This window comes from Arachidicoccus sp. (assembly GCF_050436765.1).
Lineage (GTDB): Bacteria > Bacteroidota > Bacteroidia > Chitinophagales > Chitinophagaceae > Arachidicoccus.
Genome location: NZ_JBNQGD010000002.1, coordinates 1 through 22,060, shown reverse-complemented (window position 1 = coordinate 22,060; position 22,060 = coordinate 1). Strand labels below are relative to the sequence as shown.

Annotated in this window: 13 protein-coding genes; 6 read left to right on the top strand and 7 right to left on the bottom strand. The window is 38.2% G+C overall.

Annotated elements, in window-relative coordinates:
• Positions 1 to 229: 229 nt before the first annotated feature.
• The 6 genes from ACQR30_RS00115 to ACQR30_RS00090 all read right to left on the bottom strand — a co-directional run bounded on the left by ACQR30_RS00115 (position 230) and on the right by ACQR30_RS00090 (position 13,282).
• The gene (locus ACQR30_RS00115; protein WP_429729512.1) at positions 230 to 2,509 is read right to left on the bottom strand and encodes a GH92 family glycosyl hydrolase; all 2,280 of its coding nucleotides are present in this window, start codon (positions 2,507 to 2,509) and stop codon (positions 230 to 232) included.
• 117 nt (positions 2,510 to 2,626) lie between these two features.
• Positions 2,627 to 4,822: a hypothetical protein gene (locus ACQR30_RS00110; RefSeq protein WP_429729510.1), complete on the bottom strand. Its 2,196-nt coding sequence runs from the start codon at positions 4,820 to 4,822 to the stop codon at positions 2,627 to 2,629.
• Between the two features lie 332 nt (positions 4,823 to 5,154).
• Positions 5,155 to 6,678: a glycoside hydrolase family 76 protein gene (locus tag ACQR30_RS00105; RefSeq protein WP_429729507.1), complete on the bottom strand. Its 1,524-nt coding sequence runs from the start codon at positions 6,676 to 6,678 to the stop codon at positions 5,155 to 5,157.
• Between the two features lie 348 nt (positions 6,679 to 7,026).
• A complete protein-coding gene (locus ACQR30_RS00100) occupies positions 7,027 to 8,016 on the bottom strand; it encodes a BT_3987 domain-containing protein (RefSeq protein WP_429729504.1) in 990 nt (329 codons plus the stop codon).
• A gap of 208 nt (positions 8,017 to 8,224) precedes the next feature.
• Complete coding sequence (locus ACQR30_RS00095; protein WP_429729501.1) at positions 8,225 to 10,093, bottom strand: RagB/SusD family nutrient uptake outer membrane protein; 1,869 nt, start codon at positions 10,091 to 10,093, stop codon at positions 8,225 to 8,227.
• 45 nt (positions 10,094 to 10,138) lie between these two features.
• Positions 10,139 to 13,282 (bottom strand): SusC/RagA family TonB-linked outer membrane protein, encoded by a 3,144-nt coding sequence (locus ACQR30_RS00090; RefSeq protein WP_429729498.1) that lies wholly within the window; start codon positions 13,280 to 13,282, stop codon positions 10,139 to 10,141.
• Between the two features lie 758 nt (positions 13,283 to 14,040).
• Here ACQR30_RS00090 and ACQR30_RS00085 point away from each other — a divergent pair.
• The 3 genes from ACQR30_RS00085 to ACQR30_RS00075 all read left to right on the top strand — a co-directional run bounded on the left by ACQR30_RS00085 (position 14,041) and on the right by ACQR30_RS00075 (position 18,608).
• Complete coding sequence (locus ACQR30_RS00085; RefSeq protein ID WP_429729495.1) at positions 14,041 to 15,492, top strand: sensor histidine kinase; 1,452 nt, start codon at positions 14,041 to 14,043, stop codon at positions 15,490 to 15,492.
• A 5-nt stretch (positions 15,493 to 15,497) separates the two neighbouring features.
• A complete protein-coding gene (locus tag ACQR30_RS00080) occupies positions 15,498 to 16,208 on the top strand; it encodes a response regulator transcription factor (protein ID WP_429729492.1) in 711 nt (236 codons plus the stop codon).
• 129 nt (positions 16,209 to 16,337) lie between these two features.
• Complete coding sequence (locus ACQR30_RS00075; protein ID WP_429729489.1) at positions 16,338 to 18,608, top strand: GH92 family glycosyl hydrolase; 2,271 nt, start codon at positions 16,338 to 16,340, stop codon at positions 18,606 to 18,608.
• 126 nt (positions 18,609 to 18,734) lie between these two features.
• Here ACQR30_RS00075 and ACQR30_RS00070 read toward each other — a convergent pair whose 3' ends face one another.
• On the bottom strand, positions 18,735 to 20,603 hold the full coding sequence (locus ACQR30_RS00070; RefSeq protein WP_429729486.1) for an Nramp family divalent metal transporter: 1,869 nt from the start codon (positions 20,601 to 20,603) through the stop codon (positions 18,735 to 18,737).
• A 144-nt stretch (positions 20,604 to 20,747) separates the two neighbouring features.
• Between ACQR30_RS00070 and ACQR30_RS00065 the strand changes: the two genes are divergently transcribed.
• From ACQR30_RS00065 to ACQR30_RS00055, 3 genes are all read left to right on the top strand, one after another.
• Positions 20,748 to 21,410 (top strand): metal-dependent transcriptional regulator, encoded by a 663-nt coding sequence (locus ACQR30_RS00065; protein WP_429729483.1) that lies wholly within the window; start codon positions 20,748 to 20,750, stop codon positions 21,408 to 21,410.
• 175 nt (positions 21,411 to 21,585) lie between these two features.
• On the top strand, positions 21,586 to 21,855 hold the full coding sequence (locus ACQR30_RS00060; RefSeq protein WP_429729479.1) for a hypothetical protein: 270 nt from the start codon (positions 21,586 to 21,588) through the stop codon (positions 21,853 to 21,855).
• A gap of 23 nt (positions 21,856 to 21,878) precedes the next feature.
• Positions 21,879 to 22,060 (top strand): hypothetical protein (locus ACQR30_RS00055; RefSeq protein ID WP_429729476.1); only part of this gene is annotated, 182 nt, incomplete at its 3' end.

Here is a 22,060-nt window from a genome sequence, read left to right as displayed (position 1 = left end):
TTCAAAACAATTATGAGCAAAACCCAAAGACTCCTTTACATATATTGATATATTTGTGCAACGATACTCGACACGCTAAATGACGCAGAGTCCGCAGGCGACAACTGACCACGGTCATCGAAATACCTTAAAAAATCCTCCAGACTTATCGGTATTAAATTGTCTTGTCATAACTAAAAAGCAAAAAAAGTGAAAAAGCAGATAAGAACAAAGATTTTCTCATTAACTATTAATTAGACATAGAGAAAGGAAAATCTTTAGCTGCTGTTCCCCTGTTTTTATTGGGCTTATCAGACATTATGATATTCAAATAGCCCCCTTTATGCAACTGAAAATGATCAAAATAGTTTTTTTCATATTCTTTCCCATTAAAAGTTTCTGATTGCACAAAACGATTATCGGCACTGTTATTTGGTGCATCTATATGTAAGGTATTGCCATTTTCGAAATGCAATTCTGTGTGTTTAAACAAAGGTGCACCTGCTGCATACTGTGTACTCGTCGGTGTAACAGAATAAAATCCTAATGCCGAGAAAACATACCAGGCGGAAGTTTGTCCATTATCTTCATCACCGCAGTAACCATCAGGTGTCGCACGATACATTCTGTTCATAGTTTCTCTCGCCCAATACTGTGTTTTCCAAGGAGCTCCGGCATAATCATATAAATAAATCATGTGCTGAATAGGCTGGTTTCCATGGGCATATTGCCCCATATCAGCAACTTGCATTTCACGAATTTCATGAATAACACCCCCATAATAACTATCATCAAAAATGGGCGGCATTTTAAAAATAGAGTCTAACATATTTATAAACGGTTTATCGCCGCCCATTAATTTCTTCAGACCATTGACATCTTGAAACACGCTCCAAGTATAATGCCAGCTATTGCCTTCCGTAAATGCGTCACCCCATTTAAAAGGATTGAAAGGTGATTCAAAACTTCCATCTTCATTTTTGCCACGCATTAGCAAGCGCGATTTATCAAAAAGATTTTTATAATTCATCGCACGTTGCTTATAAATGGCTATTTCCGATTCTGGCTTTCCAAGGGCTTTACCCAAAGTGTAAATACAATAATCGTCATAGGCATATTCCAATGTGCGCGCAGCATTTTCATTAATTCCTACATTGTAGGGTACATAACCCAATTTGTTATAATATTTCACACCTTTGCGACCAACTGCACTTATAGGACCTTCGTTATTGGCATCATGTACCAATGCCTTAAATAACGTTTCAATATCATAACCTCGTAAACCTTTTATGTAAGCTTCCGCAACAACAGAAGCAGAATTATTACCCACCATTATATCTGCATATCCCGGGCTACTCCACTCAGGCAGCCAGCCACCTTCTTTGTAATCATTTACCAAACCTTCTTGCATTTCTTTTACAATATGTGGATACATCAAGTTCAGAAATGGGTATAAGGCTCTAAAAGTATCCCAAAAACCTGTACCTCCAAACATATAACCCGATTCTATCTTTCCATTATATGGGCTGTAATGGACGGGTTTACCTTCTGCATTTATTTCGTATAATTTATTGGGAAAGAAAACCATTCTGTACAAACAAGAATAAAAAGTACGCATTTGATCAATCGTACCACCGGAAACCTGGACACGACTCAAAGTCTTATTCCAGATCGCCTTCCCTTTTGCTTCTACCGTATTAAAATTATCATTACCTAATTCTTTTAAATTCAGTAATGCCTGCTCCGGGCTAATAAACGAAGACGCCACTCTTGCCGTAATTTGTTCGCCTCTTTCGGAAGTTACGAAACCTACGATGGCCCCTACATGTTTATCTTTTACCGACAAACTACCTCTTTGCATGTCGTTGTCGCTACAAGTGGCAACGCTTTTAAACGGACGGCTGAACTGGATAACAAAGTAGTTTTTAAAATTGATTAAATGGCCCCTGCTATATTGCGTAGAGTAACCAATAATCTCATTTTTTTCCGGAATTATTTTCACATAAGACCCTTTATCAAAGGCATCAACCACGACAAAATCACTATCCGATTTTGGAAAGGTAAAGCGAAACATAGCGGCCCTTTCTGTGGGTGTAATCTCAGTAGTTACGTCTTGATCTGCTAGATAAACACTGTAATAATAGGGCTTGGAAATTTCCGATTTATGTGAAAACCAGCTGGCTCTTTTATCTTGATCAAAAACAGCAGTTCCGGTAACCGGCATAATAGAAAATTCTCCATAATCATTCATCCAAGGCGAGGGCTGATGCGTTTGCTTAAAGCCCCTAATTTTATCGGCCGTATATGTATATTGCCATCCATCCCCATTCTTGCCGGTTTGCGGCGTCCACAAATTCATGCCCCAAGGCAGGCCGATAGCGGGATAAGTATTTCCGTTGGACATATCGGGTTTCGACATTGTTCCCATTAAAGGGTTTACATAATCGACCGGAGAAGTAGCATCATTGACAATTTGCGCCGAAACGCTTAGAGACACCATTGAGAAAATAGAAAGTAATATTCTTTTCATTTGACTATGTTAATTGTTTAAAGCCCCAAAGATTTTCATTTTTGAACGAATAAAGATAAATGATGGAAAATATTCTAATAGTTAATAAATATCAAACAAGTATTCAAAAAGGCCCAATTACCATCGAATATTTACATTGACGCCTTCACTATAATTTTCAAATTTAAGTAAAACGGTATGTGAGGTTTCATCCCATACATTCTCTACCAATGTTATTTTAGCACCATTACTTAAACTCGTGGAAACCTCGGTAGGCTCCGATGGAAGCACAATGCGCATTACATCAATTGTATTGGAAGGGCTTTTAGTAATAAATGAATAAGAATGTGTCTTATTATTTATCTCCGCCCGATAAACTCTTGATGCGGCTGCCAAAACTTGTGGTTGTCCATGTTGTATATTTTCCAAGTCATATAAAAAAGCCTGATTACCCGGCTGAATTATTTTTTTATGCAAAATAGGTAATTCCGGGTCAAATAGGTCAATTACATTTTTATGGATTACCAAAGGTGTCTTACTGACAGATTCATCCAAAACCGAAGCAATAATGTACGGCCCTCTTTGGATCAGGAGATTATTCTTTGTCATCAGACTTCCTGCTTTCGCAGCACCCTCATAGCCGTATTTAACCGTTTTAAAATAACTCGTATCCCCTGCCTTATTCATTGCTATTTCTTTAGGGTCTTCCCGGATGATGAATACAGTTCCACGGCCAACCTTATATTGCTCTTTATCGGCATTATAAATAATGCGCAGCTTAGCAAACAAATCTTGTGACGCGGTGGTATAGCTTTTCCCGTCAGTATTCCACCACTCTTTTACATTTTGGAAAGGATCCTTATCGCGTCCATAATACATAAGCACACCTCCTCTATTCACCCATTTCGTCAGTGCGATATGCACCTCTTCTGACATAGGTTTCATATTGGCATAACTCATGACCAACACTTTTATATTCTTCAGCGTATTGGCATAGCGCAGGTTTTCCATATGCACTGTTTCTAGGGGAATCCCTCTTTTTAACAAAGGCATTACCATCCCATAAAAATTAGACAGCTGGGGATCATTGTAACCAGCATGTATCGGGAAGCGCTGAAACATCATAGAATTACCAATAAGCACACCAATACCATGACTGCCATTTAATTCATTTTCTGACAAGGGCATAAAATTTAAAGCATTGATCATCACCTGCATTTGTGTCGCATAAGCCGGTGAAATAGGTTGCTTCACGGGATTATTATCCATTTTGAATCTACCTAAATAAATGCGCTGAGGCCAGGGCATTACTTCATAATTATCTACAGAGGGGTACATTAATTCGGCAATAAATGTAGCTTGATAATTGCGCTTATAATCGTTCCAAGATCTCGCCCTGTCTTCAACCGGGTCCGTTAAAAAATATAATTTCCTTTTTGTAGGGGCGGTCATAGAAACCATAGAACCATACTCCAGAAAAGCATTTTCAAAAACACGTTCTTTCTTCAGACCATTATAATATATCGGCTCTCTTGCTGTACCTGTCCATACTTGGGCAATGTAACCATCCATATCTTTTAGACTAGCTAAACTCGCTTCCGGGCTCACTATTTGCCAGGAAGAATAATTAATGAGTGAATGTGTAGGCACAAAACATTTTACCTCGTGTCCTTTGCTCTTACTATATGATTTAGCATAGGCAAAAAGCTCATTTAATGCATGATAATACAAATGGTATTTTAACTTTGAAGCTAAATAAGTTGCTTCAGCGGACTCATCTTCCGGTTGCCAATTGGTACCATAATAACTTCTCCATTCTTTTTTAAATGCAGGGCTATAACCACTTCTAGCCCAAAACTCCGGCTCTTCCAAATAAATAGCCGTACCCCCCGCATCAATTGCTCTTTTTATATGTGTCTTAAGATATTTTAAATAATTTTCTGTCGGTACTACATAAGGCACATTTTCCCCATGCCAAATAGTTTCGCCATTCTTCATTTGTTGACCTTCGTCGAAATGCGTTTTCCCATCAAATTTCCTCAGAAAATAATCTTTATATTGTCCCCAAGCTGAGCCAGTCATAAACTGAACGTTGTAACCCTTATCTCGCCAACCTTTCACGCGCTGTTTAAAATGACCACCTGCGTCGTTAACACCATACACCATAGCAATATCAGAGCGAATATCATAAGCGGCATTCCAGGAGTCTGAAATTTGAAAAGAGGTTTTATCTTTTAGTTTTTTTTGCGCAAAAACAGAGAAGCTACAACCAAATAATATACTCAGTATAAAAATTTGCTTATAACTCCTTCGCATACGTATTATTATATTCAAGTTAATTTTTTACCTTAAGTCACCTAAAAGACACTAATCCTCTATTAGATCATTTTTAGAATCTAGATTTCATTAATACTCTATCTACACGCATATTTTCCGGACTACTCGCAAAAGAACGAATTTTATACGGTTGGGTGACCTTGGCAATGTTCAGCGATCATGATCGTGTATGCATATACTGTAATGATTTGATAAGCGCCCGATAGTCAACGCAACCTTAAAATCTCCGGTAACACAATATCCGTTAGTAGGGAACCTTTTTGTTTCCGCATATAAAACAGAAGAATTAAGCAGCCTTGTAAAAAATATGCTAAGATCAATTCTAATGATTATAGGCCTTCACTTTCCAGCGCCCCCAGTCGCGCCAACATTTCCACGCAGGCACCCTCATACAATATCCCCCAACTATTTTGAGTTGTTCCTCCACGGAAATCGTAATTCAGCAGATAAGTGTTGGGTTGTCGGCAATTGGACAGCCACGCATTATCTAGTAAATCTTCATATGCATTAATATATTCCCTGTTTTTATCTATTTTATATAATTCTATCAAACCCCGCAGCATCACTGCCCTGAACCACACATGCCCCGCGGGATCAATTGCGGTAAAGGTTTTGTTCAAAATAGCCGAGTTAAATTGAGTTCCCCATTGCTTAAATATAGAACTGGCAACGTTTTGCGCATCTTTAAGATAGCTACCGTCTTTGGTAATATTATATAGCAATGCACCTGCTTCAATAGCCTGACCGGAATTATAAGTGTATTTTGATTTATCCACTACAATAATGTTGTTATTGTTATAATTGACATTATCCCAATACAAATAGTCGGATGGATCTTGCAAATTGGTTTTGCACCAGCTGTATATTCTTTTTGCACTGTCTAAGTATGATTCTTGGCCTGTAGCCTGGTAAAGTTTTGCAGCCAAAACAACAGCGGGCATATTGGAACAGGTGTTTTTACTTGTTGTATTCTCCTGCCAGTGAACACCTCCGCCGAACATGGCATCTGTACCACTTAATACAAAATTCCACACGAGCTTTGCATGCGTAAGATAGAATGGACTTTTTGTGAGCATATACAAATCAATCATATCTGTACCAATCCATATATTGTCATCGTAAAACCGTTCGTTTCCATTTTGAGGATAAACTGCATAAGCACTTACCGTATTTTGAGGCTTTTGTCCTTGCGTTGTAAGAAACGTGTTGATAGAATTAGCCAGTGTATTGTCATAGCTCGCATACTTCGCCTTATAAGAAGCAAAACTTTCCGATGCTTCTTTCAAAGCTGCGAATCCCGAGAATGCCGCGCCTTGCCCCCATATGACAGCAGCGTCGTTCCAGTAGCCGCTACCTTTGGGGTATTGGTCTGTCCAAATATCAACACCATTTTGCACATCGTTAAAATACAACCGGAAAAGAGAGGACATTAGGGTATCTGCACGTTTTAAGAACAGGGGTGTTGACCCTATTTTTATTTTCGTACTTATTGGTTGTGATAAGACGCCTGCGCTATTAATGGCAACAATGTTGATGGTATATTGTTTGAGAGAAAAAACATGCAATGTTGCCGATGCTTTAGTGCCACTTTGTGCCGCCAAAATCAATATGCTATCCGACGCCTGTGGATTGGGGTCGTCAGGCGAATAGGATATTTTTACTTTTGCTAAAGAAGAATTAATCGGGTTTGTCCAGTTTATATCTATTTCATTTTTCACACTGTCATAAGCCACTTGTAAATCTGATACAGGATTTATTGTAGCACTCCTACTGGGCATAGTATTACTGCTTTTGCTACAACTACCCCAAATGCTTCCTAGCAAAAGGGCCTTTATAATAAGTTTGCTTTTCATCTGTATACTTTTTATCGAATTTTCATTTCATCCGAAACAAGAAAAACACCTAAAACTACTTTGTAAACGAACTATATTGTCTTAGTCTGTTTAATTTTTGAAAGTGAATAAAATTGATCTTGAAATTGCGATGTACCCGTACTAGATTAGCCGTAACAAACTAATTTAAAATAAATTTATGCACTATTTCTTCGCTGCATTTTCCTATTTTTTTATCCATGCCTATGTAGGGTAAGGCCACAGAACAAGGAATGAAGTTCTCCAGTTCATACAATGCTGTAATGGTTCGCAATTTACATTTGCGAACCATTATGCTTGCTTTGAGTTGTCCCAATCCTAAACTATTTACTAATAATACTGCTGTAGCCGCCATTCCGATAATTGGAAACCACCACTGCCATTATTGTTATGGACGAGCAACCGGTAATAGGAATAGCTTTTACCATCGGGTTGATTTAACTCAAATGTATAAGTAGTTAACCGCTTTGCAAACTGATTGCCAGTTCTTGCATCCAGTGTTGTCCAATTCATACCGTCGTTTGACCCCTGGAAGTCCCAATCTCTAGGATCCCTGTCGGGAGAGTCGTTTCCGGAGGTTAAGGTATAAGCATTTAATACATAAGCCGAATCCAGATGCAACATCATCCACATATTGGATACCCAACCTGTGTAAAATTTAGTTGTGTAATCATTATCTACTAACCTTGAAGAGCCTTCGTTAGCGTCTGACCCGCCTCCGTTTTCGTTGCTTACAGTTAATGTTCCATGAGATGTTATATCCCTAGTGCGGATATATAAAGAATCTATCCTGAAATAAGTTACGCTTAAAGCGGTGTCCAACGTCCCACTTGATAATCCAGAAAGTTTAATAGGTAGTAAGTAATAGACTCCTTTTTGTAATCTTTTTGCATCTATCGAAAGGGTTGAGGGTATGGAGCTAGTAGTCCCCGCTTTAAGTACCGAGGAGAGGCTCGATATCGAATAAGCAGCATCCGGCAATGAAACATACTGCTTGCCGAGATAAGCATTTGCAACATTGTATTGTGCAATCAGGCTGGTGTCCACTTCGAAAGTCCCTGTGATGTCGGATGGTGCACTTTTAAAACCACTATAGGCAATACCGAAATTATACGTCTGTGGCGAATCTATCACGTACACCGTCAATGCACCTCTATCTGAATATGCCTGTGTCATATAGATACTGCCTTCCGCGTTAGAATATAACTTTGCATCTTTTACACAAGCAGAAAAATAAAGACAACACCCTACAAAAATTATCCATATCGAAAGCCTATTTTTACCGGCCAATGTTCCGGCACGCTTGATTATATATTTCATATGTTTATTTTTTTGTTTTTACATTAAAGTTGTCAACCTTTTAAAAAAGTGGCTTTTGATATTTCTCATTCTTCCCTCAGTCGAAATGATGATTAAGGTTCTTTATTCCTTTGTTCATCATTTTTTTGATAAAAAGAACGCCCACACGGCTATTTCATCGGAAGAGGTATCATATTTTATTCTTCTTAAAAAGGTTTAAACAAGTTTATTACCATCCTGGATTTTGAACTAACAAATTATCTTTTAAAATTTCATTATAAGGAATCGGCCATAGGTAATCTCTTTGCAGAAAACGTCGTGTTTCGTCCAGTGTTTTTTGGTAAAACTCGTTCCCGTTTGCCATCATATTCATCCCATATACGTTTTGTCCTATGGTTTGTGGCGCAATTTTCCAACGGCGGATATCAAAATACCGTACGCCTTCAAAAGCAAGTTCCACCTGCCTTTCTTGTCGAATTACCTGGCGCATATCGGATTGATTGTCTGGAGCAGGAATCTGATTGCTTCCGCTGCCATAAGTCGCAATACCTGCTCTTTGTCTAATCAAGTTCAGGTATTTTAAAATATCTGGGTTGCCCGGATCGGATTCATTCAACGCTTCGGCATAATCAAGATATATCATTGCAAGGCGTATATAGGGATAACCGAGGTTACCACTTCCGTTCCGCAAAAATTTTCGCACATTATAGCCTGTAGAAGATACATCGACAGTGCTTTGCTGCCGCCCAGAATTTCCACTATAAGTATAATCTACTATTACTTCGGTGTTACTACTGCCTTGATTGATCCAATAGCTACCATTATAGGTAACACCTACATAAAACCTCGGCTCACGATTTACCCATTGGTTGAAGGTATTTCTTGCTTTCACATCATAAGGGGATTTAAAATCAGAGAACCCAGATCCCTGATAACCCGATTGTGGGTCATTTATCGTTCTTCCGTTGTTCATAAAATAAGCATCTACCATAGACTGATTTACCGAGAGAATACCCTTGCCACCGCCAACATTGCTGAATCCTATCAAAGAGGGTGAAATATCGCTCTGGAACGTACCGGTAAACCCGTCTTCTGCACGACCAAATATCCATTCTTTATTCCAGTCGTTTAATAATACGTCCCTACAGGAATTATAAGCGTTGGTAAACGGGTCAGAACCTGTTTCCGTATAAAGGTCGTAGGTACCAGGTACAAATTCATCAATAAAATCTTTCGCCGCCTGCGCTGCCAGCTTCCATTTGTTGGGGTCATAAGTCTGCGGTATGAGTGTCGAGCCATCTTTATTTTTTAGCCCGGCATAATCAGTATTACCGTTGAATAGAGGGCTTGCCGCTAACAGGAGCGCCTGTTCTTTGTAGGCTTTACATACGCCGGTAGTAACACGGCCGTATTGTACTACACCATCCCACAACAATGGCTGGTCCGCCGGATGGGTAGGATCGTCTGTAGATTGTATTTCGTTATAAGCCGAATCGAGCTGCCCGGTAATATAACTGATACAACTATCAAACGGCGTACGTGGATAGTATATGTCGTTACCAGAAGCGTTGGCGTCTATTTGATTCGGCAAAATCACAATAGAACCATACATCCTCAACATCAAATAATAAAATATAGCCCGCAATGCCCTAGCTTCTCCTTTAAAATGCACTTTTAAATAAGCAGGAACTTCAGCCGGGTTAGCGCGGTCTACATTGGCGATAAAATCTGTCGCAGTACGCACGGGTTTGTAAAAATTGGTCCAGATAGTACCACCGATATTGATATTCCAGGTGCTCTGGTTAAGCAGGTTTGACAAGACATTTGAATAATTGATATTATTGGCCTCGTCGGAAGATCCTGTCCATGAGCCCGAATAGGAATAGTTAGTTCCATTAATATTTTCATTGTCAAATTCCTGTGGAAGATTGGCATATACTTGCGCCAAGTATCCCTGCGTATTTACTAAAGAACTGAAGATACTGTCTTTGTTCAACACACCGGTAGGAACAGCATCCAGAAACTTGTTGCAGGAGCTGATGCCCACGAAAGTAACTAAGCATGCCACCGTAAAAAAAATATAATATCTCGTTTTCATCTGTTTATCTTTAATCATTATAAATAATTTCTTTAAAACTGTCCATCAGAAGTTGATCCTGATTCCTAGTGAAAGATCTCTTGTATTCGGGTAGGTACTCCCATCGCCAGTGTTCATTTCCGGATCCCACATTTTAAATGGGCTCCAGTAACACAAGTTCATGCCGTCAAAATATATTTGCAAATTCTTCATGCTCATCTTCTGCATCCATTTTGTATTCTTAATATTATACCCTATATCCAGTGTTTTGAATCGGATAAAGCCGATATTCTTTACCCACCAAGTACTCGGTACAGAATTGTTCAGGTTGGCAGTAGCTCCATAACCTAAGCGTGGGTAGAATGCATGGGAGTTTGGATTTTCTGGTGTCCAATGGTCGGAAGCAATTGCATATAAGTTTCCATCATCTGCATTATTAAAGGGCAATTGTGCAATCCCACTCAGCTCTCTGTAAGAGCCTTCATTGCCTTGAAAGAAAGCGCTGACATAAAAGTTTCCCCAGGTATAATTAAGGCCAAAGCCCAATATCCAGTCAGGCACATCCCCTCTTTTGGAAATAACGGTTTGGTCGAATTGATTGATAACGCCGTCGCCGTTTAGATCCTTGTATTTTATATCGCCCGGACGAGGGTTGCCTAACGCGCTTTGGTCTGCACTGTTATTTATTTCCGCCTGGCTTTGGAATAACCCTTCGGCTACATAACCAAAATTCGCAAGTAGTTCCTGTCCTCGGTGATTGTAATAAGGAAATGGATATTGCGGTGCATCATCGTTAATCAACCTATCTGCCGTACAGGTAACTGTTCCGTTGAAACCCAAGGTCATATTATGACCTAATTGCAGAGGGGTAAGCGTTATCTGGCCGTCAAAACCAGATGCTTTTACTGTGCCATAGTTCCCATTTGGCTGGTATTGCAAGCCGGCATAATCGGGAAAGTCCTGTCTGTTTAGAAATACTTTTGTGCGATAAGAATACCAGTAATCAAATACTACCTGCAAATGATCATTTGCCGTATGAAAATCTATTCCTAAATCTTGGGTATGCGCTACCGCCCATTGTACATTGGCACCGTATTGGGAAATATTAACGCCAGAATAACCTCTATCAGCGCCAGTTTTGCCGAATGTATATCCACGTCCACCCGTTGTCACAAACGTTAGATATCCAAATGCGGAGCCAGTCCCTGGAGCACCGGTAATACCGTTAGAATAGCGAATTTTGAAATATTGAAAAACACCTGACAATGGCTTGAAGAATTTTTCGTCGGAAACGATCCAACCTACAGCCGGTACAGGAAACCATCCGTACCGCTTGTCAGGGGCATAGTCTTTGGAGCCATTGTAACCAACATTGAACTCCAGCATGTATTTATCTTTATAAATGTAGTCCACTTTCCCGGCGTAGTTTTGTGTACGGTTTGGAAAATTATTAAGATAATTGCCATCGAAGGGGCTCATTGCACTCAATTGATTATATGCCAGCATAGCCGCAACTTGATGGTCGCCGAATGTTCTGCTGTAATTAAGAATGCCTTGTAAAGTGGTTTGCCTATTGCCGTCATTACTAATACCAAAGGACATATTATCACTTCCTTGGAAAATCTGAGTCAGGTTCAAGGAGCCATCAGGATTGTATGGTTGCGCCTGATTTAGGTACCAGACACTTCTTGTTCTGTTTCGCCAATGGTAATTGATATTATGTGTATCAAAAGAATAAAGGGCATTGAACGACAAACCTTTCAACCAAAAACTCAAGTCTTGGTTCAAATGTAAAGTACTAGAAATCTGTGCTGTATAATTGTCTGCAAAACCGGTTTGGGTAGCCTGACCCCAAGGATTATATCTTTGCCAATTTGTTGGTGAACCAGACTGTAAATTACCCGGATAAAATGGCGGAATACGTACCGGACTAGCAGCCATTGTCTCGCCAAAGGCAACCCCTGCTCTACTGCCAGTGCCATCTGGTTGGTTCAGGTCGCTGACGTACCCGGAAATGTATAAAGAAAATTTCGTTGTTTTTGTCCAATTCATATCTACATTGGAAGTAAAATTATATTTCTTGTAAAGGGTGGATGGGTTATATAGTTTTTCTGATGGGTCTGTTTTAATCATTGAACTTTCATCATAGTAATCCAAAGCTGCATAATATCTCACACTTTCAGAGCCTCCTCGGGCACTTATGGTGAATTTTCTGTTATAAGAATGATTGTTAAAAACCTGTTTAATCCAGTCCACATTGGGATAAACAAAATGGTTAGCAGTAGGCGAAAGCGTACTATCAATATAATCCTGCGTATAACTGGGCAACAGGCCAGAGGCGATCAGTGCTTCATTTTTCAGGTTCATATACTCTCCAGCATCAGCCATTTTGGGCGTCTTGGTAAACTGAGTAAAACCCTGTAAATATTGAGCCATTAAATTGATTTTCCCTACAGCACCTTTTTTTGTCGTAATTAGTATCACACCGTTTGCGCCCAAAGAACCATACATGGCCGTAGCCGCCGCATCTTTTAAAACGGTAAAAGATTCTATGTCTTCCGGGTCATAGCTGTCAATATCCCTGCCTTGTACACCATCTACAAGAATTAACGGACCGCTCGGGCTGTTTCCGAAACTTTGTATACCACGTATCCAAATATCAGCAGAATTGCTACCAGGCAAACCGGAACGCTGCACCCCGATTACACCCGGAATACGGCCCGCCAACATCGTTGACAGGTTAGCAACAGGATGCTGTAATTCCTGCACATCCACCGTAGATACAGCTCCTACAATACTCATACGCTTTTGCCTTTGGCCAAAGCTCGTAACCACCACGTCGTTTAGACTGCCCGCAGTAGCGCTTAAAACGATATCGTAGTTAAGGCTATTGTTAAATTGCCATAAATAATCCTGGTAGCCAATATATGAGGCCTTCAGAGAATCTCCTTTCGCCGCTTCAATTGTAAATCTTCCAGAACCATTTGTAAGAGTAGATTTGCCCGTACGTACGTTTGTTACGCTGGCTCCAGAAAGAATAGCATTTAGGTTATCATGTACGGTACCTGTAATGTTAATCTGTTGAAAAATCGTTTTTGCACTGGAGTCTTTAATTTGAGCGTCGGATTGAGGAATATTAAAAAACATCATCAATACTAACAGAAAAGCGATGTGTGGCTTCACTACCGCAAAAAGAGTCTTATTTTCCATTTAATTATTGTTTGTAGATTTTTAGATTATTCAAAAATTTGGTTAATTTTTTAAAAATTAATTTATAAATGTTTAACAGGATGCTAAACTATTTAACTTTTAAACAATCTTTTGTCAATGAAAACAAAATGAAATGTTAATACATATTTAATAAATGATTTAAAATTTAATATTATTGTTAATCAATATACAGCGGGCTAAAATTAAATGCAATCGCACATAACTAAAAGAAAAACAGGCGAAAATTATCAATAATCTGCAAACCCCTTCATCAATTCAATGGAATTCTAGACCTAATTATATTAACATTTCATTTAAAATCTATAATCAGCTTTTTTGATGTGCAAAGCCTGTTTAGAAATCTTTAATAAGACTCATAAAAATCTCTTAAAAAAAAGAAATATAATGACGGGGAAAGGAAACCGGGTAATTTTAATCTATGATTGCCGCTTTGAGTATAACCTTATGAGGTATTGCTATGCTGCGTTACCAAACAATCCTATAAGGTCCACGCCATCATTTACTTCAACAGAGGGGATATTTCCGCCCAGTCAGGCAATAAGATAATTTATTAAACGTCTTTGGATGTCAGCCGCTTAAAACAAACTACAGGATTTTTTTTAGACTAGATTCGTCGAAATATTAATTTAACTAAATCAAACTTTAAGAATTCAACTCAATTAAGTTGTTAATACATATTTAATGGTTGGTGATAGATTAAAATTGATAAGTATCTTTCAATGCAAAATTCAATGCTTTTGAAACACTGGAAGTCCATAGTGGTTTATAGAGTAATAGCGATTATTACCTTTTTAATACTGCTTTTTGTACAAATTTTTTTAGTCTATAACACTTATAAACTAAAAGACCAGCGCTATTTCTTTTCCGCAAGAGATATTATCAATGACGCCTACACGCGCAGTGTAAGTAATGATAAAGTCTATCCAGGTGGACAAAAGATTATTGACACATTCATTTACAATAATATGTCAGCGCTTGAAACCCTGTACAATAAATCATCCACTGCTTTTAATGATTTGGGCAATAAAGTATGCGACAGCATTTTTACGGAATTGCGCAACAAAAGTAATATGGATAGCTTGTTTGCAAAAATCATTGCTGCAAACAAATTGGAACGGGATTTAAAATATTCCCTTGTAGTCACAGATATAAGTGTAACATTTACCATTAATCACTACATCCCTATTTATAAAATAGGAGACATAAACCCCTATCTAAATAAAACTATTGAAACTTCTTCGGGAATTATCATTGACGGAAAATTAACTCATAGAGATAATCAAAATTTAGTCACTTCCTTGTTTATAAGTTCCCCAAGAGATCATAGTTATAGAATTGGTTTTGCGCTCTTTGTGGATACACCCAGCAGGTATATTGCAGTTTTTAAGCAAATGACGCCGGTACTTGTGTTGGCAACATTCTCCATACTTTTAGTTGTATTGATTTACTTTTTCACCTTTAGAAACTGGCTTAAACAAAAGAAGCTGACCGAAATGCATTCAGACTTCGTCAATAGTATCACTCATGAGTTTCATACGCCGCTGGCTACCATCATTATCGCCAATAAAAATTTGCAAAACGACAAAATAAATGCACACAAAGAAAGCATTCTACCGCTTACAAAAATTATTGAAAGGCAATCATTGAGATTAAAAACTTTGTTTGCCCGAGTATTAGATATTACGACCATGAATAAATTTACCCTAAACAAAAAAGTGTTTGTGTTAGGTGATTTACTCGAGGAAATTTTATTGGATTATAGACTGATGGTTTCCGACACGAATATTGAATTTGTATTTAATAAGAAGGATGACAACCAGAAACTTCTGCTAGACCGATTTTGGTTTACCACCATGCTATTCAATATTTTTGAAAATGCCATTAAATATAATAACAGCACCGTAAAGAAAATAGAGGTTACTTTATCAGACAACAAAGATACGCTCGAAATTAAAATACAAGACAACGGTGTTGGGATGTCTAGCGGCGTCATTAAACATATTTTTGACAAATTTTACCGAGACACGAAAAACCAAGTGAAAGATGCTAATGGTTTAGGTCTTGGCCTTTTTTATACCAGGCAGGGCATCCAGGCACACGGCTGGAAACTAAAGGTCGAAAGTAAAGATAAAGAGGGTTCAACATTTATCATTATTATTCCGAAAGAACAATTGAATAAAAATAGGTAACTAACATGAAGAATAAAATATTATTTATTGAAGATCAAGAAGATCTTGGAAATGTAGTAAAACAATACTTAGAAATTTCCGGCTTCGATGTAACTTGGTGTACCAACGGCTCCAAAGCATTTAAAATGTTTGCAGCGAATTCCGACGGTTTTGATTTGCTGATAATAGATATACAATTACCCGGAATGAATGGTTTTGAAGTAGCAGAACTTATTGCCAAAGAAAACGATGAAGTCCCCTTTCTTTTCCTTACCGCCAGAAATGAAAAAAAAGATCGGCTCCACGGACTAAAAATTGGTGCAGACGATTATATAACTAAGCCCTTTGACATTGATGAGCTAGTATTACGCATTAAAAACATCATCAAAAGAAACAGCTATCATATGGCACCCGACAGAGAATCATCTGTAATAAATATTCAGGCAGGAGATATAACGCTACACAACGAATTACTTAAACTATCAATTAATAATGCAGTCCCCATTTCACTCACCCTAAGAGAAGCCGAGCTGTTAGAATTTCTTTGTAAAAATCAAAACCGCGTTTTAAAACGTGAAGAAATTTTAGTGCAGCTCTGGGGAGAAAATGACTACTTCCTGGGTCGAAGTTTAGATGTTTTTATTTCGAGATTAAGGAAATTATTACATACGTCAAAATTGGTAAGTATTGACAACGTATACGGCATAGGCTTCATTTTCAATGTGAAAAAGGAGTAACTATTTGCAAAATCTGCAACGCAACTTTATATAGCTTTACCATTAACGATTTGTTTAACATTCATTAATAGTATCATTAGTATAAATTAAATAGAATTGTACCTTATTTTTCAAAGCAAATAATAATTTATGACAAAGAAAGCAGCTCCCTTAGTAGCCGGCTTACTAGCACTTTGTTTGGGGGCAAACGCACAATCGTCTCCGAATTTAATTCAGTATATCAATCCTTTTATCGGTACCGGCGCAGTAGATGCGTCGAGCCTTTCTGGAAGCAATTTTCCCGGAGCTACCACGCCTTTTGGTTTTGTACAGCTAAGCCCGGATACCCAAGAGAATCCTGACAACCCAGCATCGGGCTATGATTATAACGATAAAACGATTGTCGGATTTAGCCACACACATCTAAGTGGAACAGGCGTTTCAGACTTATTTGATGTTTTATTTATGCCAACAACCGGTAAAATATATACGACACCGGGCGATGCGAAGAACCCGGGAACTGGCTACAGGTCTAGATTTTCGCATAGCGAGGAATCAGCCAAGGCCGGTTATTATCAGGTAAAATTATCGGACTATAATATTAATGCGGAACTCACAGCAACGGAACATGCAGGTTTTCATCGTTATACTTTCCCACAGGGAACTGATGCGCATGTCATCATCGATTTAAATCATTCCCTTAATAAAAAGAGAACTTACTGGGCTTGTAGGATTATTGACGCGCAGATAAGACAGCTTAACGATAGGACTATCGAAGGTTTTCGTATTATTACCGGTTGGGCTCAATTAAGAAAAGTATACTTCTACGCAGAGTTTTCTAAACCCATTATTTCTAACGAAATGGTTAGTGGCAACCATGTCTATGACAACAATGCTATTATAAACGGCACTAATGTGCGTGCTGCCCTGAATTTTGACACCAAAGACGCAACTCCTTTACTTATTAAAGTGGGCCTATCTGAAAACAGTATTGCTAATGCAAAAGCAAATTTAAACGCCGAAATCTCCGGTTGGGATTTTGATGGGGTGGTAAAACAGGCGCAGGCGAAATGGGAAAAAGAATTAGACAAAATAAAAATAGAAGGAACCCAAGAACAAAAGCAAATTTTTTATACAGGACTTTACCACGCTTTCACGCAGCCCAATAATTTAGCTGATGACAATGGCGATTATATGGGTGCAGACTATTCACTTCACAAAGCAGCAGACAAAACCGACTACTCTACTTTCTCTTTGTGGGACACTTATCGTGCAGCCAATCCTCTTTATACCATCATTCAACCACAGAGAACGGCAGGTTTCATTCGCAGTATGATGCGCCAATACGAAACATATGGCTATTTACCTATCTGGCAATTGTGGGGTGAAGAAAATTACTGTATGATTGGCAACCATGCTATTCCCGTTATTGTTGATGCAGCATTGAAAGGCATTAAAGGATTTGATATAAATGAAGCGTACAATGCTATCAAAGCTTCTTCAACAGTTAGCCACCAAGGCTCTCCATTTGACTTGTGGAATAAGTATCATTATATGCCGGAAAACTTACAATCACAGTCTGTTTCCATCACTTTAGAAATGAGTTTTGACGATTGGTGTGTAGCACAATTAGCCAAAAAACTAGGAAAGACGGCGGACTACAATGAGTTTATGCAAAGGTCTAACAATTACAAAAATTTGTTTGATAAAAGTACCGGTTTTTTCAGGGCAAAAGATTCAAACGGTCAATGGATCTCACCATTTGATCCGTTAGATTATGGTGGCAATGGAGGTAATCCTTATACCGAAGGAAATGCTTGGCAGTACCTTTGGTATGTACCACAAAACGTATCTGAACTTATCAATTTAATGGGCGGGAAAGAAGCATTTATTAATAAATTAGATACCTTCTTCACCCTCAAAAATTTACCGAAAGATGTCAACGGCAACGCCTCCGGGTTTATAGGACAATATGCACACGGCAATGAGCCTAGCCATCACATCACTTATTTATATAATTATGCGGGCCAGCCATGGAAAACGCAATTTTATGTGGCCAAAGTCCTAAATACTTTATATAATAATTCCTCTTCAGGTTACTCAGGAAACGAGGATTGCGGTCAAATGTCTGCCTGGTATATTTTCAGTTCAATGGGATTTTATCCGGTAAATCCTGCCAGTGGCATTTATCAAATTGGCTCTCCTATTTTGAAAAAAGCCAGTATTCAATTAGCAAACGGAAAAACCTTTACGGTAAATACTAAAAATGCCGGTGGGGAAAATGTATATATTCAATCGGTAAAATTAAATGGCAGAACTTACAACAAAACATTTATTACCCAAACCGAGATTGATAATGGCGGTACATTGGATTTCATAATGGGGGCCAAGCCCAATAAACAATGGGGCGTAGGCAAATAATTGTGTTCTTGCTTGGGAAGATTGATAGACATGGTCTATCAATCTTCTTTTTTGCTTAATATTAGTTCAAAAGGAAGTCAATAAACAAGACCTATGCGATTGACGCGCCGAATCTAAAACCAGATACTAGTTAATTATTAAAATAGGCGTTTTTATTTTGTGTCGCAAAGATTCTACGGTACTACCAAAAATTAAGTCTTTTAGCCCCTTATGACCGTGTGCACCCATCACCAATAAGTCGATTTGCTGCGCAATAATAATCTTAGCCATCTCCACCGGCGGTTTCCCAAATCCAATTTGCATGTCCGCCTTATAACCCAAAGCCTGTAACTTTTGCTGATATTGCATCAGGTTGCTTCTATCAAGTTGGGTTTCATGATCTAATGCGTTTTGTCCTAAATAGCGAGCAGCAGCGCTCTCCACAATATGAATAAATGTATACGTCGCTTCTTTCCCGCCTTGCTTCAGGGCGCTTTGTATAATCTTTTTATCCTTGCCGGAAAAATCTATCGCGATGCCAATATGATGATACCCTATACTGAAATCTTCAGTAATCAATTCAGCATGACCATGAGGCAATTGTTTTCTTTCCTTACTGGCGGAAGATATAAAAGGGTGAACAAAGATATACAATAACAAGCCCAAACTAGCAAGCGCTATTGGAATAACAGTGACCTGAATCAATAATTTATTGTCTCCGGCATCCTTTAGCCACTCTTGAATTTGCTGAACAACCAACTGTATATTCAAGTAAACAATAACGGCCGCACTCGCCCATGCAAGGATTCTCACCCATAATTTAATAGAAAATTCCCTCATCAATTTCTTGTCAGAATTGAAATGAATTAACGGAATTACAGCGAAGCCCAATTGCAGGCTTAAAACTACTTGGCTAAGCACTAACAACTTCCCCAACGCCCCACTCCCAAAATATAAAATAGTAAACAGCGCGGGAATAATCGCCAAAAGTCGTGTAATCAATCTTCTCAACCAAGGCTGAATTCTTATATTCAAATGACCCTCCATTACTATTTGTCCAGCTAAAGTGCCTGTGATCGTTGAACTCTGGCCGGCAGCTATAAGTGCAATACCAAAGAAAACAGGCGCCGTTTTACCAAACAGTTTTTCTAATAAAAAAGAGGCATCCTGTATTTCAGCAATATGAAAATAACCATTTACATAAAATGCCGCAGCAGCTAAAATTAGGATAGCCAGATTTACAAGGAAGGCCAGGTTAAGCGCTATTACTGTATCAAAAAAATTAAATCGAATAGCTTTTTTTAATCCTTTGGAACTGCGATCAATTTTGCGCGTTTGTACTAAAGAAGAATGCAGATATAAGTTATGGGGCATTACCGTAGCCCCAATAATACCCATAGATATGTACAATGCGTCGCCACTTAGCTTTGTCGGAATAAATCCTTTTAGTACATCTGTATAAACCGGTGCCACTATAAACATTTCTACCAAAAAAGAAATCCCGATTATAGCCACCAGAGCAATTATAAATGCCTCCAATTTACGCATTCCTTTATGCAACAAAAGAAGCAGCAACAAAGTATCTAAAGCCGTTAAACAAATTCCCCAAATCAAGGGCAGACCAAACAGCAGATTTAATCCAATGGACATACCTACAATCTCCGCCAGATCACAAGCAGCAATAGCTATTTCCGCCAAAATATAAAGCGGAATATTTGCCCAGCGGGGATAGGCATTTTTAGATGCCTGTGCAAGATCCAAGCCCCTTACAATACCCAATCTCGCACTTAAAGATTGTAAAAGCATGGCAATCAAATTGGACATAAGCAATATCCAAATTAATTGATACCCAAATTCGGAGCCGCCGGCAATATCTGTAGCCCAATTGCCCGGATCCATATAACCTACACTTACTAAATAGGCAGGTCCCAAAAAAGCCAATATTTGTCGCCAGCCTTTTTTTCCCGTGTCTATGGAGGAATGAACTTCGCTTAATGAACGTGATGAATTACTCATTTTATAAATGCAATAATTTATACTGGCAAAATTAGAATGTTAGATCAATAAAACAAAATTGTTTTAAATAATACTCAAAAATGCCCCCAACTCCTTTAATTTTATTAATTTTGATAATAATGCGGAAAATAAAAAAGGCAGATTATGAATAATTCTCTTGCGGAAGAAAATTACTTGAAGGCATTGTTTCATCTAAGAAATAAATCGGGAGAAGTAAATGTAAATGAGCTTTCCAAAAACCTCCATATAAAAATGCCAACTGTCACCAGTATGATGAAAAAGTTGGCAGAAAAGGGACTCGTGCATTATGAAAAATATAAACCACTAAAACTAACAGAAAGAGGCAAAAAAGAAGCTGGACTAATTATTCGTAAACACAGATTAACCGAGATGTTTTTGGTTAATAAAATGCAGTTTGGCTGGGAGCAGGTTCATGATATTGCAGAACAGATTGAGCATATTCAATCTTCTATTTTCTTTGAAAAGATGGATGAATTATTAGGCCGCCCAACCATCGACCCACATGGATCCCCCATTCCTGACAGTAACGGGAATATAGCAAAAAAGACGTATCGAAAACTGAGTAGCTGTAAGGTAGGCGAAAAAGTAAAACTGGCAGCATTATTAAATACGAACTCCGAATTTTTAAAATTTTTGAACAGCCGTTGCCTGAAATTGGGCATAAAAATAACTGTTAAATCTATTGAGCAATTCGATGGGTCAATGGAGGTGAGTTATGGCAAAAAGGAATCTGAAATTTTGAGCAAAGTTGTCTGCGAGCGATTATTGATGGATAGTAAAGTTTAAAATATTCTTAAAAGAACCTAACATTATTAAAATATAAAATACCATTAGGCATCCCCTGTTCTTTATTGTGCTATTTTTAAGTTGTGTTTGGGGAATGCGACATTATATGCTTAAATCTATAATTGGTATGAACCTTGCTCTATAAAATTTTAAACTTATTAGAAATATAATTTTTATGAAAAAGAATCAAAACTTTTTGCCTAGTTTTTTACTGGGTGTAACAGCCGGGGCCATTGTCACTGTTTTTCTGCAAGGAGAAAAAGGGCAATCAATTATTCGTAAAGCAAAGGCCGGCATTAAGGATGTTTCTGCCGACTTAAAGACCGGCATCGAGAATATGGACGATACATTAGAAAAATGGGTAAATAGAGGTCGCAGTATTATCAATGAATTAAAAGGGAAAGGTAAAGATGATATGTATGATTTAGAAGAAATATTTTCCTAACAGAAAAACCTAATTTAATCGAAATGGAAGAAAATACGAATAACTTCTTTACGGACTATGGCGAGAAAATTCAAGAATATATTGAAGACAGAATCTTATTGATTCGTTTGCGCACCGTTAAGAAAATATCCAACTTGATGGGGCAGCTTATCAGCATAATAATTATTGCATTATTAGTAACACTAATCTTCCTTTTTCTAAGCAT

Excerpts from the sequence above, each read along its gene's own strand:
- ACQR30_RS00115 (WP_429729512.1), bottom strand. The coding sequence starts at position 2,509 with ATGAAAAGAATATTACTTTCTATTTTCTCAATGGTGTCTCTAAGCGTT.
- ACQR30_RS00105 (WP_429729507.1), bottom strand. The coding sequence starts at position 6,678 with ATGAAAAGCAAACTTATTATAAAGGCCCTTTTGCTAGGAAGCATTTGG.
- ACQR30_RS00100 (WP_429729504.1), bottom strand. The coding sequence starts at position 8,016 with ATGAAATATATAATCAAGCGTGCCGGAACATTGGCCGGTAAAAATAGG.
- ACQR30_RS00095 (WP_429729501.1), bottom strand. The coding sequence starts at position 10,093 with ATGAAAACGAGATATTATATTTTTTTTACGGTGGCATGCTTAGTTACT.
- ACQR30_RS00090 (WP_429729498.1), bottom strand. The coding sequence starts at position 13,282 with ATGGAAAATAAGACTCTTTTTGCGGTAGTGAAGCCACACATCGCTTTT.
- ACQR30_RS00080 (WP_429729492.1), top strand. The coding sequence starts at position 15,498 with ATGAAGAATAAAATATTATTTATTGAAGATCAAGAAGATCTTGGAAAT.
- ACQR30_RS00075 (WP_429729489.1), top strand. The coding sequence starts at position 16,338 with ATGACAAAGAAAGCAGCTCCCTTAGTAGCCGGCTTACTAGCACTTTGT.
- ACQR30_RS00070 (WP_429729486.1), bottom strand. The coding sequence starts at position 20,603 with ATGAGTAATTCATCACGTTCATTAAGCGAAGTTCATTCCTCCATAGAC.
- ACQR30_RS00065 (WP_429729483.1), top strand. The coding sequence starts at position 20,748 with ATGAATAATTCTCTTGCGGAAGAAAATTACTTGAAGGCATTGTTTCAT.
- ACQR30_RS00060 (WP_429729479.1), top strand. The coding sequence starts at position 21,586 with ATGAAAAAGAATCAAAACTTTTTGCCTAGTTTTTTACTGGGTGTAACA.